Source organism: Paenarthrobacter sp. NPDC057355 (assembly GCF_042667405.1).
Classification (GTDB): Bacteria; Actinomycetota; Actinomycetes; order Actinomycetales; family Micrococcaceae; genus Arthrobacter.
Map to the genome: position 1 here is coordinate 110,372 of NZ_JBHVAL010000013.1, position 16,775 is coordinate 127,146.

Consider the following 16,775-nt stretch of genomic DNA (forward strand, 5'->3'; position numbering starts at 1 on the left):
CTCGATGATGCGACTACCCCTGGAGAAGCAATGAAGCAGTTCCAATCAACCCGGCGTTCCTTCCTGGCCCTCGCGGCTGTTACTCCCTTCGCCGTCATGGCAACGAGCGCCTGCGGCACGTCCGGTCCAGGTGGTGCCAGCGGAGGTGGAGCCAGCATGTGGTTCCTTTCGGGTGAGCCGAACCAGACCACCATGCAGAAAGCCGTGGACGCTTTCGGATCGGCGAATCCCAATGACAAGATCGCCGTGACGTACTTCCAGAACGACGCGTTCAAGACCAAGATCAAGACCGCCATCGGCGCCGGCCAGGCTCCCACCATCATCTACGGCTGGGGTGGCGGTGGCCTGAAGACCTACGCTGAGGCCAACCAGGTGGAAGACCTGACCAGCTGGTTCGACTCCAACCCGGACCTCAAGAACAAGTTCTTCCCCGCATCATTCGGTGCCGCAACGGTCAACGGCAAGATTTACGCCCTCCCCAACCAGTACGTCGCACCGATCGTCCTGTTCTACAACAAGGAACTGTTCGACAAGGCCGGAGTCCAGCCGCCCAAGACCTGGGACGACCTGATGTCCCTGGTCAAGACCTTCAACGACATGGGCGTCGCCCCCTTGTCCCTTGGCGGCCAGTCCCGCTGGACCTCCATGATGTGGCTTGAATACCTTCTGGACCGCATCGGTGGACCCGAAGTCTTCAAGGCCATCTTCGAGGGCAAGCCCAACGCCTGGATGGATCCGGCCGTCATCGAGACCGGCGCCAAGATCCAGGAGCTGGTTTCCGCGGACGGCTTCATCAAGGGCTTCTCTTCCATCACAGCAGACTCCAAAGCCGACCAGGCGCTCCTGTTCACCGGCAAGGCAGCCATGATGCTTCAGGGTTCCTGGACCTACGGTGCAATGAAGAAGGACGGGCAGAACTTCGTCCAGAACGGAAAACTCGGTTTCGCCAACTTCCCGACCGTTGCCGGCGGCAAGGGCGATCCCAAGAACGGCGTCGGAAACCCGGCCCAGTACATGTCGATCTCCTCCAAGGCCACGGACAAGGAGAAGGAGACCGCCAAGAAGTTCTTCAAGGAGGGCATCATGACCGACACCGTCATTGACGCCTACATCAACTCCGGTTCGGTTCCGATCGTCACAGGCATTGAAGACAAGCTCGCCTCCTCCCCTGACAAGGACTTCCTGAACTTCGTTTATGCCTTAGGCAAGGATGCCCCTAACTTCCAGCAGTCCTGGGACCAGGCCCTGAGCCCAACGGCCGCCGAAGCCTTGCTGAACAACATTGACCAGCTCTTCCTGAAGTCGATCACGCCGCAGCAGTTTGCTGAGAACATGAATGCCACCCTGGGCAAATGAGCGCCATATCTTCGCACCGGGCTCCCTCAGGCAGGCCGACCCAGAGAACTGAGCGTAAGTCTGCGCTTCCCTGGCTGACCGTTCCGGCTCTGTTCTTCTTCGTCGTCTTCGCCGTTATACCCCTCGGAGGGGTACTGCTCCTGAGTTTTGCCAACTGGGACGGGATCGGCGCCATCGGCGTGGCCGGCATGGAGAACTGGACATCGGTGTTGTCCGACCCCGAGCTCTACAACTCCCTGGGCCTGACGTTCATGATCATGATCGTCTCCTGGCTCGTCCAGACTCCCATCAGCCTGCTGCTGGGTGTCTTCACAGCTGGAACGCAACGGTACAGGGCAGCATTGGCCGTGCTGTACTTCCTGCCGCTGCTGCTTTCCTCGGCTGCCGTCGCCATCGCCTACAAAGCCCTCTTGGATCCGAACTTCGGCCTGGCCATGGGACTGGGGCTTCCGTTCCTCGCCCAGGACTGGTTGGGCGTCCCTCAGCTCGCCCTTTCCCTGATCATCTTCGTGATCGCTTGGCAGTTCGTGCCATTCCACACGCTGATCTACCAAGGCGGCGTCCGGCAGATCCCCAAGTCGCTGTACGAAGCGGCCCAGATCGATGGGGCGGGAACCATAAAGCAGTTCTTCCACATCACCCTCCCGCAGTTGAAATACACCATCATCACGTCGTCTACGCTGATGGTCGTCGGGTCGCTGACGTACTTCGACCTCATTTTTGTCCTCACAGGAGGCGGTCCAGGCAACTCCACCCGCATCCTGGCGCTCGACATGTATCTGCGCGGCTTCCGGGCCAACCTCATGGGTCCTGCCAGCGTCATCGCGGTGATTCTCGTCGTCGTAGGCCTGGCACTGGCTTTGTTCCTCCAACGCCTCGGAGGCAAAGACAAACAGGGCAGCCAATTGGAAGGTATGTAACGTGAGTACTGTCCTCAAGAGTGACTCGAAAACCGGAACGCGCGCTTCGGCTGCCCCAGACGTCAGGGCCAAGCAAGGCTTGGGCACACGTATCAAGCGGCTCAATATCCCCGGCGGCCTCGGTGGCTGGATTTGGCTCGCCGTCATCATCCTTCCGGTCTATTACATCGTCATCACCAGCCTGAAGACTTCCGAGGGATACTTCGGGCAGAATCCGTTGGCCCCGCCAACGGCACCCACACTGGAGAACTACAAGATGGTCCTTGAGGCCAACTTCTCCACCTACTTCATGAACAGCGTCATCGTGACACTGGGCTCCGTGGTCCCAACGGTCCTGATTGCCTTCATGGCCGCCTTCGCGATCGTGCGTGGGCACGGAAGGTACCTGAAGTTCGTCAACGGTATGTTCCTCATGGGCCTGGCGATTCCGCTGCAGGCGACGATCATCCCGATCTACCTGATGATCATCCGCCTGAACCTCTATGACAGCCTCCTGGCGATCATGCTTCCGTCCATTGCCTTCGCCATACCGCTGACGGTCCTGATCCTGTCCAACTTCATCCGCGACGTCCCGAACGAACTCTTCGAATCGATGCGCCTGGACGGCTGCAGCGAGTGGCAGACCATGTGGCGTTTGGCCCTTCCGCTGACCAAACCCGCGATCGTCACGGTGGCGATCTACAACGGCCTGCACGTTTGGAACGGCTTCCTCCTCCCGCTGGTGCTCACCCAAAGCCCCGGGCTGCGCGTCCTGCCGTTGGGATTGTGGACCTTCCAGGGTGAGTTCAGTGTCAATATCCCTGCCGTCCTTGCCTCCGTGGTTCTGAGCACGCTACCCATCCTGGTGATCTACGTCCTTGGACGCCGCCAGCTGGTCAGCGGCCTCACCGCCGGCTTCAGCAAGTAGAAAGGATGTTTGCTGTGACAACCGCAAAACCACTCCGCGTAGGAATGGTGGGCTACGCGTTCATGGGCGCCGCCCACTCCCACGCCTGGCGTACGGCGCCACGCTTCTTTGACTTGCCATTGACACCCGAGCTCACGGCCGTTGCCGGCCGGAACCCGGAGGGGGTCAAGGCAGCGGCCGGGAAGTACGGCTGGGCATCCACCGAGACTGACTGGCGGCGCTTGATCGAGCGTGATGACATCGATTTGATCGACATCTGCACACCGGGCAACACCCATGCAGAAATTGCCATCGCTGCCCTGGAGGCCGGCAAGCATGTCTTGTGTGAGAAGCCATTGGCCAACTCCGTGGAAGAGGCCGCCAAGATGACGGCTGTTGCCCAGGCAGCGGCCGAGCGCGGAGTCCTGTCAATGTGCGGCTTCAGCTACCGCCGAACGCCTGCTTTGGCTTTGGCCAAGCGAATGGTGGAAGAAGGCAGGCTGGGCGAGATCCGCCACGTCCGTGCCCAGTACCTCCAGGACTGGCTCAGCGACGCCGACGCTCCACTGACCTGGCGCTTGGACAAATCCAAGTCCGGCTCCGGCTCCTTGGGCGATATCGGCGCACACAGCATCGACGCCGCCCAGTGGATCACAGGACTGAACATCACCGGTGTCTCAGCCCTTCTGGAGACGTTCGTGAAGGAACGCCCGATTGGCGGGGATTTTGTGGGGTTGGGCGGGCACGGCGGTTCGGATGGACCCCGTGGACCGGTCACCGTGGATGATGCGGCGCTGTTCACTGCACGCTTTGGGACCGGCGCTGTTGGCATCTTCGAAGCCACCCGCTTTGCCCTGGGCCGCAAGAATGCCATGCGCGTGGAGATCAACGGGACCAAGGGTTCGGTGGCATTCGATTTTGAGGATATGAACTCGCTCCAGTTCTACGATTCCGCACTGGAACCGGACGCGGGCTTCCGGAAAATCATGGTCACGGAGCCCTCCCACCCCTATACCGCCAACTGGTGGCCGACCGGACATGGCCTCGGTTACGAGCACGGGTTCACCCATCAGGTGGTGGACCTCGTCAATGCCATCGGCGCAGGCGAGCAGCCCTCGCCGTCGTTCGCTGATGCGTTGCAGGTCCAGAAGGTACTGGCCGCCGTCGAAGCCAGCGCGGAGAACTCAAGCCGCTGGGAAAATGTCGAAAAGGAAGCATCATGACCCGACCCATCACCCTCTTCACCGGCCAGTGGGCCGACCTGCCCTTCGAAGAAGTGGCACGGCTCGCAGGCGAGTGGGGCTTTGACGGCCTGGAAATTGCCTGCTGGGGAGACCACCTGGATCCCCAGCGAGTGGTGGAGGACGACGCCTATCTTCAGGGCAAACTGGACATCCTGGAAAAGCACAAGCTGAGCGTCCACGCCATCGCCAACCATCTCACGGGCCAGGCGGTCTGCGATGACCCCATCGACGAGCGGCACCGCGACATCCTCTCCCCGGAGGTCTGGGGCGACGGCGATCCCGAAGGCGTGCGCCAACGTGCCGCCGAGGCCATGAAGACCACTGCACGCGCGGCGGCGAAACTGGGGGTCAAGACGGTCACCGGATTCACTGGCTCGTCCATCTGGAAGTGCGTGGCCATGTTCCCACCGGCGTCGGAGGCGATGATCGAGAGGGGCTACCAGGATTTTGCAGATCGATGGAACCCGATCCTGGATGTGTTTGACGAAGTGGGCGTCAGGTTCGCCTTGGAAGTCCACCCGTCAGAGATCGCCTACGACTACTGGACGGCCAAGCGCACCCTCGAGGCCATAGGGCACCGTGATGGTTTCGGCCTGAACTTTGACCCGTCCCACTTCATCTGGCAGGACCTGGACCCGGTGATGTTCCTGCAGGACTTCGCCGAAAAGATCATCCACGTCCACGTCAAGGAGTCCGTCAGGCAGCTCAATGGACGCAACGGACGCCTCGGGTCACACCTGCCATGGGCCGATCCCCGCCGCGGTTGGGACTTCGTTACTGCCGGCCATGGCGACGTGAACTGGGAGCCGATCTTCCGCACCTTGAATGCGGTTGGCTACGAGGGGCCGACCAGCATCGAATGGGAGGACGCCGGCATGGACCGTCTGGTGGGAGCTCCCCAGGCACTTCGGATGGTCCGCGAACTGGCCGACATCCGTCCCCCCGCTGCTGCCTTTGACGCGGCCTTTGCAACACGCTGAACACTCCACCCCGACTCGAACGACTACGCCCTGATACGAAGGAAACCATGACAAGCAATAACAAGACCGCATTGGTGGTCCGCGGCGGCTGGGATGGACACCAGCCGATTGAGGCCACCGAGCTCTTTCTCCCCTATTTGCGGGACAACGGCTATGACGTGCGCGTCGAAGAATCACCCAAGATCTACGCCGACGCCGAGTACATGGCAGGAGTGGACCTGATCGTGCAGTGCATGACCATGTCCACCATCGAAAAGGACGAGTTCCAAGGGTTGCGGACCGCCGTCGAAAACGGCACCGGGCTGGCGGGCTGGCATGGCGGCATCGCCGATTCATACCGCAACAATTCCGATTACCTCCACCTGATCGGCGGGCAGTTCGCTTGCCACCCGGGCAAGCACGTGGACGAGCAGATTGGCGAGCAGTCGGACAACTATGTTCCCTACACCGTCAATATGCTTCCCGCTGCCGCCGAGCACCCCATTACCCAGGGAATCGGCGACTTTGACCTGGTCACCGAGCAATACTGGGTGCTTAGCGATGACTACATCGACGTCCTGGCCACCACCACCCAAAAGGTGCGGGAATGGGATCCCTGGAACCGCGAAGTGACCTCGCCCGCGATCTGGACACGCCAGTGGGGCAAGGGCAAAATTTTCGTCTGCACCCCTGGCCACCGGGTGGAAATCCTTCAGGACACCAACGTTCGCACCATCATCGAAAGGGGCATGCTGTGGGCATCCCGCTGAACCCCGCCAAGCCGCTGAATGTTGGCATCATCGGCTGCGGCGCCATCATCGCCCAGTACCTGAGCAACTTCCGGCGCCTCGATTCCGTGAACCTCGTCGCCGTGGCAGACCTGGATCCCGCACGGGCACAAGCTGTGGCCGACTCCTACGAGGGTGTTCGTGCCCTCAGCGTGGACGGACTCCTGGCCGCCGAGGACGTTGAGTTGGTCCTCAACCTGACCATCCCCGCCGCCCACGCGGAGATCGCGCTCAAGGCGATCGCCGCCGGCAAATCCGTCTACGGTGAAAAGCCCCTTGCCGCCACTACGGAGGAGGCCAAAGAGGTATTGGAGGCGGCCGCCGCAGCGGGTGTCGTGGTTGGCTGCGCACCCGACACCGTGCTGGGCACAGGCATCCAAACCGCCAGGAAGGCGATCGACGACGGACTGATCGGCGCACCTGTATCGGCAACCGCCACGATGGCTACCCCGGGACACGAACGCTGGCACCCAAACCCCGACTTCTACTACCAGCCCGGCGGTGGTCCCCTCCTGGACATGGGCCCTTACTACGTTTCGGCCTTGGTCACCTTGCTGGGGCCGGTCGTATCAGTCGTGGGCGCCGCAAGCCACACACGCTCCGAACGCACGATTGGTTCTGGGCCACGTGAAGGGCAAACCGTTCCGGTGGACATCGACTCGCACGTCACAGGTGTCCTGGTCCATGCCTCCGGCGCGCTCTCCACGCTCTTCATGAGTTTCGACGCCGTGAAGACCAAGAGTCCCAACATCGAGATCCACGGCGAAAAGGGCTCGTTGATCGTCCCGGATCCCAACCATTTTGACGGGGATGTCCAGCTCTTCGCCCTCGGCGCCGAGGACTGGGAAACCCTGCCGGTCTCAGCGGGCTACAAAGATTCAGGACGCGGCTTCGGCATCGCCGACCTCGCAGCAACACCTGCAGGGCAAGAGCCGAGGGCCGGCGGTCAGCTGGCCTTCCACGCGCTGGAAGTCATGGAATCGGTACTGGCATCAGCCAAGAGCGGGCAAGCGGTGGCCATCAAGAGCACCACCTCCCGGCCCGCCGCGGTGGAACTGACGGAACTCGCGACGGCGGTCCACGCCTAGGGCTCCAGACTTATCGTCGAGATGGCAGTTAATGACAATGTTTTGGGGGAACATTGTCATTAACTGCCATCTCGCGGGTGCCCGGCCCTGCGGAGTGTGGCCTCCGCATGCTTCAGGATGGGCCCATCAATCATCTTGCCCTGGAACTGGAAGACACCGGTGCCCGCCGAGGCCGCTGCTTCCAGGAGTTCCGTGGCGTGGGTCACGGCTTCGGGGGCGGGGGCATAGGCTTCCCGGACCACGGCAACCTGGTTCGGATGGATGCACGCCTTGGCTCCGAAACCGCTGGCAACGGAATCCCGGGACTCTTCTGCGAGGCCGTCGAGGTCGGGAATGTTCACATACACCGCGTCGATGGCCTCCTTGCCCGCAGCTTTGGCGGCAAGCAGCACAGAGGACCTCGCGTGCAGGGCGACGGCGCGGTACCCGCCGTCGTCGTTCCTGCTGGAGAGCCCGCCCAGCGACGCCAGCAGATCCTCAGCTCCCCACATCAAGGCAGCAACGTTGGGCTCGGCGGCGATGGCGGAAGCATTCACAATCCCCGCTGCTGTTTCGCAGAGTGCGATCACACTGAAACCAGCCAAAGCCCGCAACTGCTCCGCGCTCTCCGCTTTGGCCAGCATGACATTCCGGTACGGTGTCTTCTCCAAGGCCAGAAGATCAAGGTCGAAGTCAGGAGTGCCAACGGGGTTGACCCTGACGATGGTCCGGCTGGGGTCCAGTCCATCAGCTCCTGCCTGTTCCAGGACAGCATCACGGGCGCGCGCCTTGTCCGCGGGAGCCACGGCGTCCTCGAAGTCCAGGATGACCGCATCCGAGCGGTCCGCGGCCTTCGCGTACCGCTCCGGACGGTCGGCAGGGCAGAAGAGAAGGGCCGGGCCCATCGTGAAGGGAGAGTGCATGAAGTTCCTTGCTGCTGGGCCTACTGATGTTCCGAAACGGTTGCCGCGTGCGCTTGCCTGGTCCACATCAGGCAGGTTCGCGTAACCAGGGCCACCACGGTACCGTCCTGGTTGCGGCCGGTGTGCTGCATGGTGACCACGCCCTGCCCTGGCCGGGATGAAGACAAACGCTTTCCGGTAACCACCGTCTCCGTGTACAGCGTATCCCCGTGATAGAGCGGGTACGGAAAGGTGACATCCGTCAGCCCCAGTTGGGCAATGATGGTTCCCTGCGTCAGCTGGGGAACGGACTGTCCCACCACTGTGGACAACGTGAACATAGAATTCATGAGCCGCTGCCCGAACGGCTGGGTGGCGCTCCATGCCGCATCCAGATGGAGTGCCTGCGTGTTCATGGTCATGGTGGTGAAGAGGACGTTGTCGGTCTCCGTGACCGTACGGCCCGGCCTATGGGCGTAGATCACGCCTTCTTCAAGTTCGTCGAAATAGAGGCCCCGCTGTTCCACAACCCGCGTCATACAGTGAGCTCCTGGTCCTCTTCGAACAGCTCGGCGCCCGTGGCCGCCAGGACATCGTCAAGAGTGACGTTGGGCGCCAGTTCGCGCAGCACCAGCCGTGGATCACCTTCGTCCTTGACGACGTCGATCACCGCCAGGTCCGTAATGATCCGGTCCACGCATCCCTTTCCGGTGAGCGGAAGCGTGCAGTCCTGGACAATCTTCGGCCTGCCGTTCCGGTCCACGTGCTCCATCATGACAATGACTTTTTTGGCACCGAACACGAGGTCCATGGCACCGCCCATGCCTTTGACCATCTTGCCGGGAACCATCCAATTGGCGAGGTCCCCGTTGGCTGCGACCTCCATTGCACCCAAAACAGCGACATCGACGTGCCCACCGCGGATCATGCCGAACGAGGCCGCGGAGTCGAAGAAGGCGGCCCCCGCGTTTGTGGTGACCGTCTCCTTGCCGGCGTTGATGAGGTCCGGGTCAACCTTGTCCTCGGTGGGGTACGGGCCAACGCCGAGGATCCCATTCTCGGAATGGAGGATTACCTCCACACCGTCCGGAATGTAATTGGGGATCAGCGTAGGCATGCCGATTCCGAGGTTTACGTACTGGCCATTGACAAGTTCCCGGGCGACGCGGGCCGCCAGTTCGTTGCGGGTCCAGCCTTTGGCTTCGTGATGGTCGACGTCGGCCCTCCGGTATTCGTGCCGCACGGCTTCCGGACGTGGCGGGATGTCCTGGTAACTGTTGTCCGTCATCGTGAGGCTCCCGCCTGTTCAGTCGAAGTCAGGGCCACCGTGCGTTTCTCGATCCGTTTCTCGCCGTTCCCGGCCAGCACCACCCGCTGGACGAAGATTCCGGGCGTGTGGATGTGCTCAGGATCCAGCTCGCCCGGCTCCACGAGTTCCTCGACCTCGGCGATGGTCAGCCGGGCCGCCATGGCGCACAGCGGATTGAAGTTCATGGCCGTTGCGTGGAAAACAAGGTTGCCGTGACGGTCGCCCTTCCAGGCATGAACCAAACCGAAATCCGGGGTCAGGGACTCCTCCAGGACGTAATCGCCGTCGTTGAACGTCCGAACCTCTTTGGGTGCCGACGCGATCGCCACTGTGCCATCGGCGTCGTACTTTTGCGGAAGGCCGCCCTCTGACACCTGGGTTCCCACACCGGCCTTCGTGTAGAAGGCCGGGATGCCGGCACCGCCGGCGCGAAGCTTCTCGGCGAGCGTGCCTTGCGGCGTGAGAACGACTTCCAGTTCGCCGGCCAGGTATTGCCTGGCGAATTCCTTGTTCTCGCCGACGTAGGAGCTGATGGTGCGGCGGATACGCCCGTCCTTGAGGAGGATGCCCAGCCCCCAATCGTCCACGCCACAGTTGTTGCTCACGGTTTCCAGGTCCGTGGTTCCTTGCTGGTGCAGCGCCTCGATGAGCGATACCGGGATCCCGCAGAGGCCGAACCCGCCCACGGCCAGGGACGCACCGTCCGGAATGTCCTTCACCGCTTCCGCGGCGCTGGCAACAACCTTGTCAATCATCCTTGATCCTTCCCTGCCACTGCCGGTACAACGTGGGGTTACAGACCCAGTTCGCGGGCGATCAGCATCAACTGGACCTCGGTGGTGCCCTCCCCGACTTCAAGGATCTTGGAGTCGCGGTAATGGCGTGCCACCGTGAATTCGTTGATGAAGCCATAGCCGCCGAACACCTGGGTGGCGTCCCGCGCGTTGTCCATGGCTGCCTCGCCTGCGACCATCTTAGCGATGGCCGCTTCGGTCTTGAACGGCTTGCCGGCCAGCATCCTGGAGGCCGCGTCGTAGTAGGCAAGACGCGCGGTGTGAGCCCTCGCCTGCATGCGGGCGATCTTGAACTGGATGGCTTGGTACTTGCCGATGTTCTGTCCGAAGGCGCTGCGTTCCTTGGCGTACTTCACTGACAGGTCGACGCAGCCTTGGGCAGCACCGGTGGCCAGGGCTGCGATCGCGATGCGGCCCTCGTCCAGGATGGACAGGAAGTTGGCATAACCGCGCCCACGCTCGCCCAGGAGGTTCGCCTCCGGCACGCGGACGTCGTCCAGGGTCAGGGGGTGGGTGTCTGAGGCGTTCCAGCCGACCTTGTTATAGGGCTTTTCCGCAGTGAAGCCGGGCGTGTCGGTGGGAACCAGGATGGTGGAGATTTCCTTCTTGGTGCGGCCATCGGCGCCCTCTTTTTGGCCGGTTACTGCCGTGACCGTGACCAAGGTGGTGATATCGGTGCCTGAGTTGGTGATGAACTCCTTGTTGCCGTTGATGATCCACTCGCCATTTTCCAGGCGGGCTTGGGTTTTGGTGCCCCCGGCGTCCGAACCGGCCTCACGCTCGGTCAGTCCGAAACCCGCCAAGGACCGCCCGGATGCGAGCTGGGGCAGCCATTGCTCCTTTTGCGCCTCTGTGCCGAAACGGTATACGGGCATTGCTCCAAGTGAGACTCCCGCTTCGAGGGTGATGGCCACCGATTGATCCACCCTGCCCAGTTGCTCCAGGGCCAGGGCCAGGGCGAAGTAGTCGCCGCCCATGCCGCCGTACTCCTCAGGAAAAGGCAGGCCAAAGAGTCCCATCTCCCCCATCTGCTTCACCACGTCATAGGGAAAGCTGTGTTCTTCATCGTGCTTCGCAGACACTGGAGCCACCACTTCATCGGCAAACTCACGGACCGAATCGCTGAGGTCCTGGTATTCCTCGGTGAGTCCGAAAGTGCTGTTCAGGTCGGAGGTGCTCATGCTGGGACTTCCTTGTCTGTGGGGTTTCCGGCCGCCGGTTCTTCAGCGGCCCCTTCTACGTGAATGGTGGCGAGCACCTGGTCAGCTTTGACCAAGTCGCCTGTTTTGCTGGTCAGGTGGACCCGGCCCGCGACGGATGCCACCAACTGGTGCTCCATCTTCATTGCTTCGACGGCCAGGAGGACTTGCCCCTCTTCCACAGCATCACCGTCCTTGACGGATACGGATACGACCGTGCCCGGCATCGGCGAGCGCACTTCGGGATCGGCTGCTCCTTCGACGCGCTGGACACCGGCGAGCATCCGGCGCAGGCGTTCGGCGCGGTCCAGGACCTCCAAGCGGCATGACCACCCGTTGTTTCCCAGGAAAAGCTCACGGATTCCGCCGTGCTCACGGGGAGCAACGCCAACCGCGTAGGTGACCGGGGCGCCGTCGAACTCCAGGACGATGCTGTCAGCAGTCCTGCCGGCCAGCCGGACGTCGACCGGGGTTCCGCCGTCGACGGTTGCCGTGACGAAACCATGGCGGTCCGTGATGGACACGGTAGCGGCCGAACCGCCGGGAAGACCGAAGGTGGCCGTCCATGCAGCGGGAACCCCCACACGCCAGGCGTCCGGTGCGCTCCAGGCGTCGCCCGCGGACGGCGAGCCTGTGCGCTCAAGCCACAGTGTGATTGCTGCCGCGGTTAGTTCCCGGTCTCCGGGATGCCTGAACTCCATGGACGTCAGCTTGCGCTCGATGAGGCCGGTGTCGAGGTGGCCTTCGCGGACCTCCGGGTGGTTGATGAGCAGTCTCAGATACTCCACGTTGGTGTCGACACCGAGCAGCGTGTACCGTCCAAGCGCGGCGTCAAGGGTATCGAGTGCAGCTGCGCGGTCCTCACCCCAGGAAATAACCTTTGCAAGCATGGGATCGTAATCACCCGTGATGTCCAGTCCGTTCCGCATGGCCGAGTCGATCCGCACGTTTGCCTGTCCCTGCTGCACCCCTGTCACGCCCGGATCGCCGGGACCGCGCTCGGCCAGCGCCACGACGCGGCCCATGGAGGGCATGAAGTTCCGCTCCGGCACCTCTGCATAGACGCGCGCCTCGACCGCGTGGCCTTTGAGTTCGACGTCGGACTGGGCCACCGTGAGTATCTCGCCGGCGGCGATCCTCACCTGCCATTCGACCAAGTCGATCCCGGTGACCATCTCCGTGACCGGGTGCTCAACCTGCAACCGCGTGTTCATCTCCATGAAGAAGAACTCGTCAGGGTTTTCATCCGAGACCAGGAACTCCACGGTTCCCGCACCGCTGTAATTGACCGAGCGCGCGGCATTGCAGGCTGCCTCGCCGATCCGCGCCCGCTGAACGGCGCCGTCCGGCAACGACTCGAAGAGAGCCGACGGGGCTTCCTCGATGACCTTTTGATGCCTGCGTTGGAGGGAGCACTCACGCTCGCCGAGGTGTATGACGTTGCCGTGGTTGTCAGCGAGCACCTGGACCTCAATGTGGCGGGGAGTCCGGATCAGGCGCTCCAAGAAGAGGGTGTCATCCCCGAACGCCGAAGCAGCCACCCGGCGGGCGGTTTGAAGAATCGAAGCCATGTCCTCGAGGCGTTCCACCACATGCATGCCTTTACCGCCGCCACCTGCCGATGGCTTGATGAGCAGCGGGAAGCCGACATCGGGTGCTGACTCGATCAGTTGCTGGTCGGTAAGGCCCGGCCGCGCAATTCCGGGCACGCACGGGACGTCGTAGGCCATCACGTGGTTCTTGGAACGGATCTTGTCGCCCATGACTTCGATGGCGCCGATGCCTGGGCCGATGAAGGTGATCCCCGCAGCATCAAGCGCCTTGGCGAACTCCACGTTTTCGGACAGGAAACCGTAACCGGGATGTACTGCCTGGGCGCCGCTGCGATGGCAGGCGTCGATGATGGCGTCGATCTTGAGGTAGCTTTCCGAGGGCGCCGTGCCGCCGATTGCGACTGCGGTATCGGCCAGCGCCACATGTTTGGCGTCTTTATCGGCGTCCGAGTAGACGGCAACGGAGCGGATGCCCATTGCTTTGAGCGTGCTGATCACCCGGCAGGCGATCTCGCCGCGATTGGCCACAAGGACGGCACTGAAGGGTTTTGCCGCGGTACGGGGCAGAGTGCTGGTTGTTGGGGTTGTCATGGCTACATCCTGAAGAGGCCGAAGGAGGTCTCGGGCAGTTGTTGGCGGGAGACGACATCAAGGGCCATCCCGAGGACCCTTCGGGTGTCGGCGGGGTCGATAATGCCGTCATCCCACAGCCGGGCGGTGGAGTAGTACGGGCTTCCCTGGTCTTCGTACTGTTGCTTGATGGGGGCTTTGAAGGCTTCCTCGTCCTCGGCCGACCATTCCTCCCCCGCTGCCTCGTATTGGTCCCGCTTGACGGTGGCCAAGACACTCGAGGCCTGGTTTCCGCCCATGACGGAGATGCGGGCTGCCGGCCACATCCACAGGAAGCGTGGCGAGTAGGCCCGGCCGCACATGGAGTAGTTGCCGGCGCCGAACGACCCGCCAATGACCACCGTGAGCTTGGGCACGCGGGCAGTGGCTACGGCGGTGACCATCTTGGCGCCGTTCTTCGCGATACCACCCTGTTCGTAGTCCTTGCCCACCATGAAGCCGGAAAGGTTTTGAAGGAAAATCAAAGGGATGCCGCGCTGGTCGCACAACTCGATGAAATGGGCGCCCTTGAGCGACGATTCGCTGAAAAGGACTCCGTTGTTGGCCACGATGCCCACGGGGTGGCCGTGCAGGTGCGCGAATCCGGTCACCAGAGTGGTTCCGTAGTTTTTCTTGAATTCATGGAATTCGGATCCGTCGACAATCCTGGCGATCACTTCCCGGACGTCGTATTGGGCGTTGACGTCCACCGGAACCACACCGTAAAGCTCTGAAGGCTCGACGACGGGCGGCAGGACGACGTCGAGCGTTTCCCAGGCCGGCTGCGCCGGCTTCGGCAACGTCGCAACGATGTCCCGCACGATCTCCAGCGCGTGCTGGTCATTCTCGGCCAGGTGGTCGGTGACTCCGGAGATACGCGAATGCACGTCACCGCCACCCAGTTCCTCCGCGGTGACGATTTCCCCGATGGCGGCTTTGACCAACGGCGGACCGCCCAGGAAGATCGTTCCCTGGTTCCGGACGATGACCGTTTCGTCGCTCATGGCCGGGACGTAGGCCCCACCGGCAGTGCATGAACCCATCACGGAGGCGATCTGCGGAATCTTCGCCGCCGACATCCTTGCCTGGTTGTAGAAGATCCGTCCGAAGTGCTCCTTATCGGGGAAAACCTCGTCCTGCTTGGGCAGGAACGCTCCCCCGGAATCGACCAGGTAGATGCACGGCAGCGTGTTCTCCAACGCGATCTCCTGGGCCCGGAGATGCTTTTTCACGGTCATGGGATAGTAGGTGCCCCCTTTGACCGTGGCGTCGTTGGAGATGACGAGGACATGGCGTCCGTGCACCAGCCCGATGCCAGCGATAACGCCGGCACCCGGGGAATCGTCGTTGTACATGCCGTTGGCAGCCAATGGCGCAATCTCCAGGAAAGGACTGCCCTCATCCAGGAGGTAATCTATGCGCTCCCTGGGCAGGAGCTTGCCTCGCGCGAGGTGCCGCTCGCGGGACTTGGCCGGTCCGCCCAGGGCGGCTGCAGCCAGACGGCCCTTCAATTCGTCCACCAGAGCCAGTTGCGCCCGTTCGTTGGCCTCGAAGGTGCCGGTCGCGGCGCCCTTCAGGCTGGCAATTGTCTCCATCGACCCCTGTTCCATTCCCTGTTACAAGCCATTTCGGTTAGTGCCACGTAACTGAAATTTAGGTTAGTCTTTATTAACTGTGATGTCCAGCACAACGGGTCCACGGCCAACTTGCCGGCAGGCCGTGGCCCACTTGCCGGCAGGCCGTGGCCCACTTGCCGGCATCAGCACCAAGGAGGACAACGTGACAGCAGGCCCGGAAGCAAACACCGAAGGCCCCCGTGCCACCACTACCCAACGAAGCCAGGCGAAAGAGCTGCGCCGATTGGCCTTGCTGTCTGCCGCTGCAGGCCTCTTTGCCGACAACGGGTTCAGCCGCGTGTCCCTGGAGGATCTTGGCGCGGCTGCCGGCGTCAGCGGTCCGGCCGTGTACCGCCATTTTCCGGGTAAACAGGCCGTACTCGGTGAACTGCTCCTAAGCGTCAGCCGGGACTTGCTGGATGGCGGACTGCGGGTGGTATCGGAATCCGGTGATCCCCTATCCGCGCTCAAGGGCCTGATCCGGTTCCACGTGGACTTTGCCCTGAGCAATCCCGACGTCATCCGCGTTCAGGACAGGGACTTCAGCAGCCTCAGCGCCACCGACCAAGCAGAAGTGAGGTCGCTGCAGCGCAACTATGTGGAGACCTGGGTTGATGTCCTCGCGCGGATCCATGACGGGGAAGATCCCTCCGGACTCCGGGTCCGGGCACATGCCGCCTTTGGCTTGATCAACTCCACGCCGCACTCCGTACGTCAGCACGGGAGGAAGATCGCAGCGAAGTCGGCCCGGCCGATCCTTGAGCAGATGGCGTACGCGGCGCTGACGTCGGGGTAGGTGACGCGGGGGTTGGCTCCCGGATGATCAGCGTTGGCTTGGGGAGGGCAGGCGATGGATGGTGACTCCGTGGGGCGCTTCGTGCGCCGGCCGACGGCGCTTGAAGCTGGCGCCAGACACTGCTTGAGGACTTTTCCACATAGCTCAAGACGGGGCTAATAACCGTTGCTGGGCGGTGACAGGCTTTGTGTATGGAAACAAGCGGGCAGGTCCTCACGCCACAGCCCAGTCTGCCCGACGCGGCCAGTGGGTCCGATAAGGCTGTGACGTTTTCCATAGTGGAAGGGGCCACACGCCAAGCGGGTTCGGGTGCCAAACCCCCGGCTGGTTTAAGCACCCCCGCCCCGGAACTGACAGCACTGCTCCATGAGGGTTCTGCCTTGGATTCGGTCGCTTTCCTTGATGATGCGTCGGAGGCGTTGGGCGGTCTGCGTGGTTCTGCTGCCGCGGATGTGCTGTTGTTTGGGTTTGTGGAGGCGGCGGATTTCGCCGGCAGGGTCGAGGACCTGGCCCGGATGCTGGAGTACGTGCAGATCGTGGCGGCGCAGGCCGTGGAACGTACCCGGAACCAGGAACAACTGGCGCAGCGATCACCGGCACAGTCCCGGCAGGTTTCGGCAGCGGCCGCGCCGGAAAAGACCGGAATCCCGTGGCTGATCGGTTGGGCAGAACCCGCAGAACGCGCCGAACGCGCCACGGATGCCGCGACAGAATCGGAAGCCGCCCCCGGGCCAGGTTCCGTGGACGGATCCGGATTGGGTGCCGGTGCAGGGCTTG

15 protein-coding genes and 1 pseudogene are annotated in these 16,775 nt (G+C 62.5%); 9 read left to right on the top strand and 7 right to left on the bottom strand.

All coding sequences use genetic code 11. From position 1 onward, the window contains the following. The first annotated feature begins 30 nt into the window (after positions 1-30). From ACFUOZ_RS14850 to ACFUOZ_RS14880, 7 genes are read left to right on the top strand one after another with little or no spacing between them, the layout of a single operon-like run. Positions 31-1,356, top strand: a complete 1,326-nt coding sequence (locus ACFUOZ_RS14850; RefSeq protein WP_377549438.1) for an extracellular solute-binding protein — start codon at positions 31-33, stop codon at positions 1,354-1,356. Next, entirely contained in the window at positions 1,353-2,276 is a 924-nt protein-coding gene (locus tag ACFUOZ_RS14855) for a carbohydrate ABC transporter permease (RefSeq protein WP_377549440.1), read from the top strand. Before ACFUOZ_RS14850 ends, ACFUOZ_RS14855 begins: the two co-directional genes overlap by 4 nt. A gap of 1 nt (position 2,277) precedes the next feature. After that, the gene (locus ACFUOZ_RS14860) at positions 2,278-3,183 is read left to right on the top strand and encodes a carbohydrate ABC transporter permease (RefSeq protein WP_377549442.1); all 906 of its coding nucleotides are present in this window, start codon (positions 2,278-2,280) and stop codon (positions 3,181-3,183) included. A 14-nt stretch (positions 3,184-3,197) separates the two neighbouring features. Then, positions 3,198-4,385 carry a Gfo/Idh/MocA family protein gene (locus ACFUOZ_RS14865; protein ID WP_377549444.1) on the top strand — a complete coding sequence of 396 codons (1,188 nt, stop codon included), beginning with the start codon at positions 3,198-3,200 and terminating at the stop codon, positions 4,383-4,385. Continuing rightward, entirely contained in the window at positions 4,382-5,386 is a 1,005-nt protein-coding gene (locus tag ACFUOZ_RS14870) for a sugar phosphate isomerase/epimerase family protein (protein WP_377549446.1), read from the top strand. The genes ACFUOZ_RS14865 and ACFUOZ_RS14870 overlap by 4 nt, the downstream gene beginning before the upstream one ends. Before the next feature lie 47 nt (positions 5,387-5,433). After that, positions 5,434-6,135 carry a ThuA domain-containing protein gene (locus tag ACFUOZ_RS14875; protein WP_377549448.1) on the top strand — a complete coding sequence of 234 codons (702 nt, stop codon included), beginning with the start codon at positions 5,434-5,436 and terminating at the stop codon, positions 6,133-6,135. Then, the gene (locus tag ACFUOZ_RS14880) at positions 6,120-7,241 is read left to right on the top strand and encodes a Gfo/Idh/MocA family protein (RefSeq protein ID WP_377549450.1); all 1,122 of its coding nucleotides are present in this window, start codon (positions 6,120-6,122) and stop codon (positions 7,239-7,241) included. Before ACFUOZ_RS14875 ends, ACFUOZ_RS14880 begins: the two co-directional genes overlap by 16 nt. Before the next feature lie 59 nt (positions 7,242-7,300). On the opposite strand, the gene ACFUOZ_RS14885 is transcribed toward ACFUOZ_RS14880, so the two are convergent. The 7 genes from ACFUOZ_RS14885 to ACFUOZ_RS14915 are packed head-to-tail and all read right to left on the bottom strand — an operon-like array spanning position 7,301 to position 15,181. Further along, a complete protein-coding gene (locus tag ACFUOZ_RS14885; protein ID WP_377549452.1) occupies positions 7,301-8,143 on the bottom strand; it encodes an HpcH/HpaI aldolase/citrate lyase family protein in 843 nt (280 codons plus the stop codon). A 20-nt stretch (positions 8,144-8,163) separates the two neighbouring features. Continuing rightward, positions 8,164-8,661 carry a MaoC family dehydratase gene (locus ACFUOZ_RS14890; protein WP_377549454.1) on the bottom strand — a complete coding sequence of 166 codons (498 nt, stop codon included), beginning with the start codon at positions 8,659-8,661 and terminating at the stop codon, positions 8,164-8,166. Then, complete coding sequence (locus ACFUOZ_RS14895) at positions 8,658-9,410, bottom strand: CoA transferase subunit B (RefSeq protein WP_377549456.1); 753 nt, start codon at positions 9,408-9,410, stop codon at positions 8,658-8,660. Before ACFUOZ_RS14895 ends, ACFUOZ_RS14890 begins: the two co-directional genes overlap by 4 nt. Continuing rightward, positions 9,407-10,186 carry a CoA transferase subunit A gene (locus tag ACFUOZ_RS14900; RefSeq protein ID WP_262278005.1) on the bottom strand — a complete coding sequence of 260 codons (780 nt, stop codon included), beginning with the start codon at positions 10,184-10,186 and terminating at the stop codon, positions 9,407-9,409. Before ACFUOZ_RS14900 ends, ACFUOZ_RS14895 begins: the two co-directional genes overlap by 4 nt. A 38-nt stretch (positions 10,187-10,224) precedes the next feature. Further along, positions 10,225-11,406 (bottom strand): acyl-CoA dehydrogenase family protein, encoded by a 1,182-nt coding sequence (locus tag ACFUOZ_RS14905; RefSeq protein WP_377549458.1) that lies wholly within the window; start codon positions 11,404-11,406, stop codon positions 10,225-10,227. Beyond that, positions 11,403-13,568, bottom strand: coding sequence for a biotin carboxylase N-terminal domain-containing protein (locus tag ACFUOZ_RS14910; RefSeq protein ID WP_377549460.1), 2,166 nt, complete (start codon positions 13,566-13,568; stop codon positions 11,403-11,405). The genes ACFUOZ_RS14905 and ACFUOZ_RS14910 overlap by 4 nt, the downstream gene beginning before the upstream one ends. A gap of 2 nt (positions 13,569-13,570) precedes the next feature. Next, positions 13,571-15,181, bottom strand: a complete 1,611-nt coding sequence (locus ACFUOZ_RS14915; RefSeq protein ID WP_377549462.1) for a carboxyl transferase domain-containing protein — start codon at positions 15,179-15,181, stop codon at positions 13,571-13,573. 184 nt (positions 15,182-15,365) lie between these two features. Here ACFUOZ_RS14915 and ACFUOZ_RS14920 point away from each other — a divergent pair, with 184 nt between their 5' ends. Beyond that, positions 15,366-15,998 carry a TetR/AcrR family transcriptional regulator gene (locus ACFUOZ_RS14920; RefSeq protein ID WP_377549464.1) on the top strand — a complete coding sequence of 211 codons (633 nt, stop codon included), beginning with the start codon at positions 15,366-15,368 and terminating at the stop codon, positions 15,996-15,998. A 263-nt stretch (positions 15,999-16,261) separates the two neighbouring features. Further along, positions 16,262-16,775: pseudogene (locus ACFUOZ_RS14925) on the top strand (hypothetical protein); the annotation flags it as partial.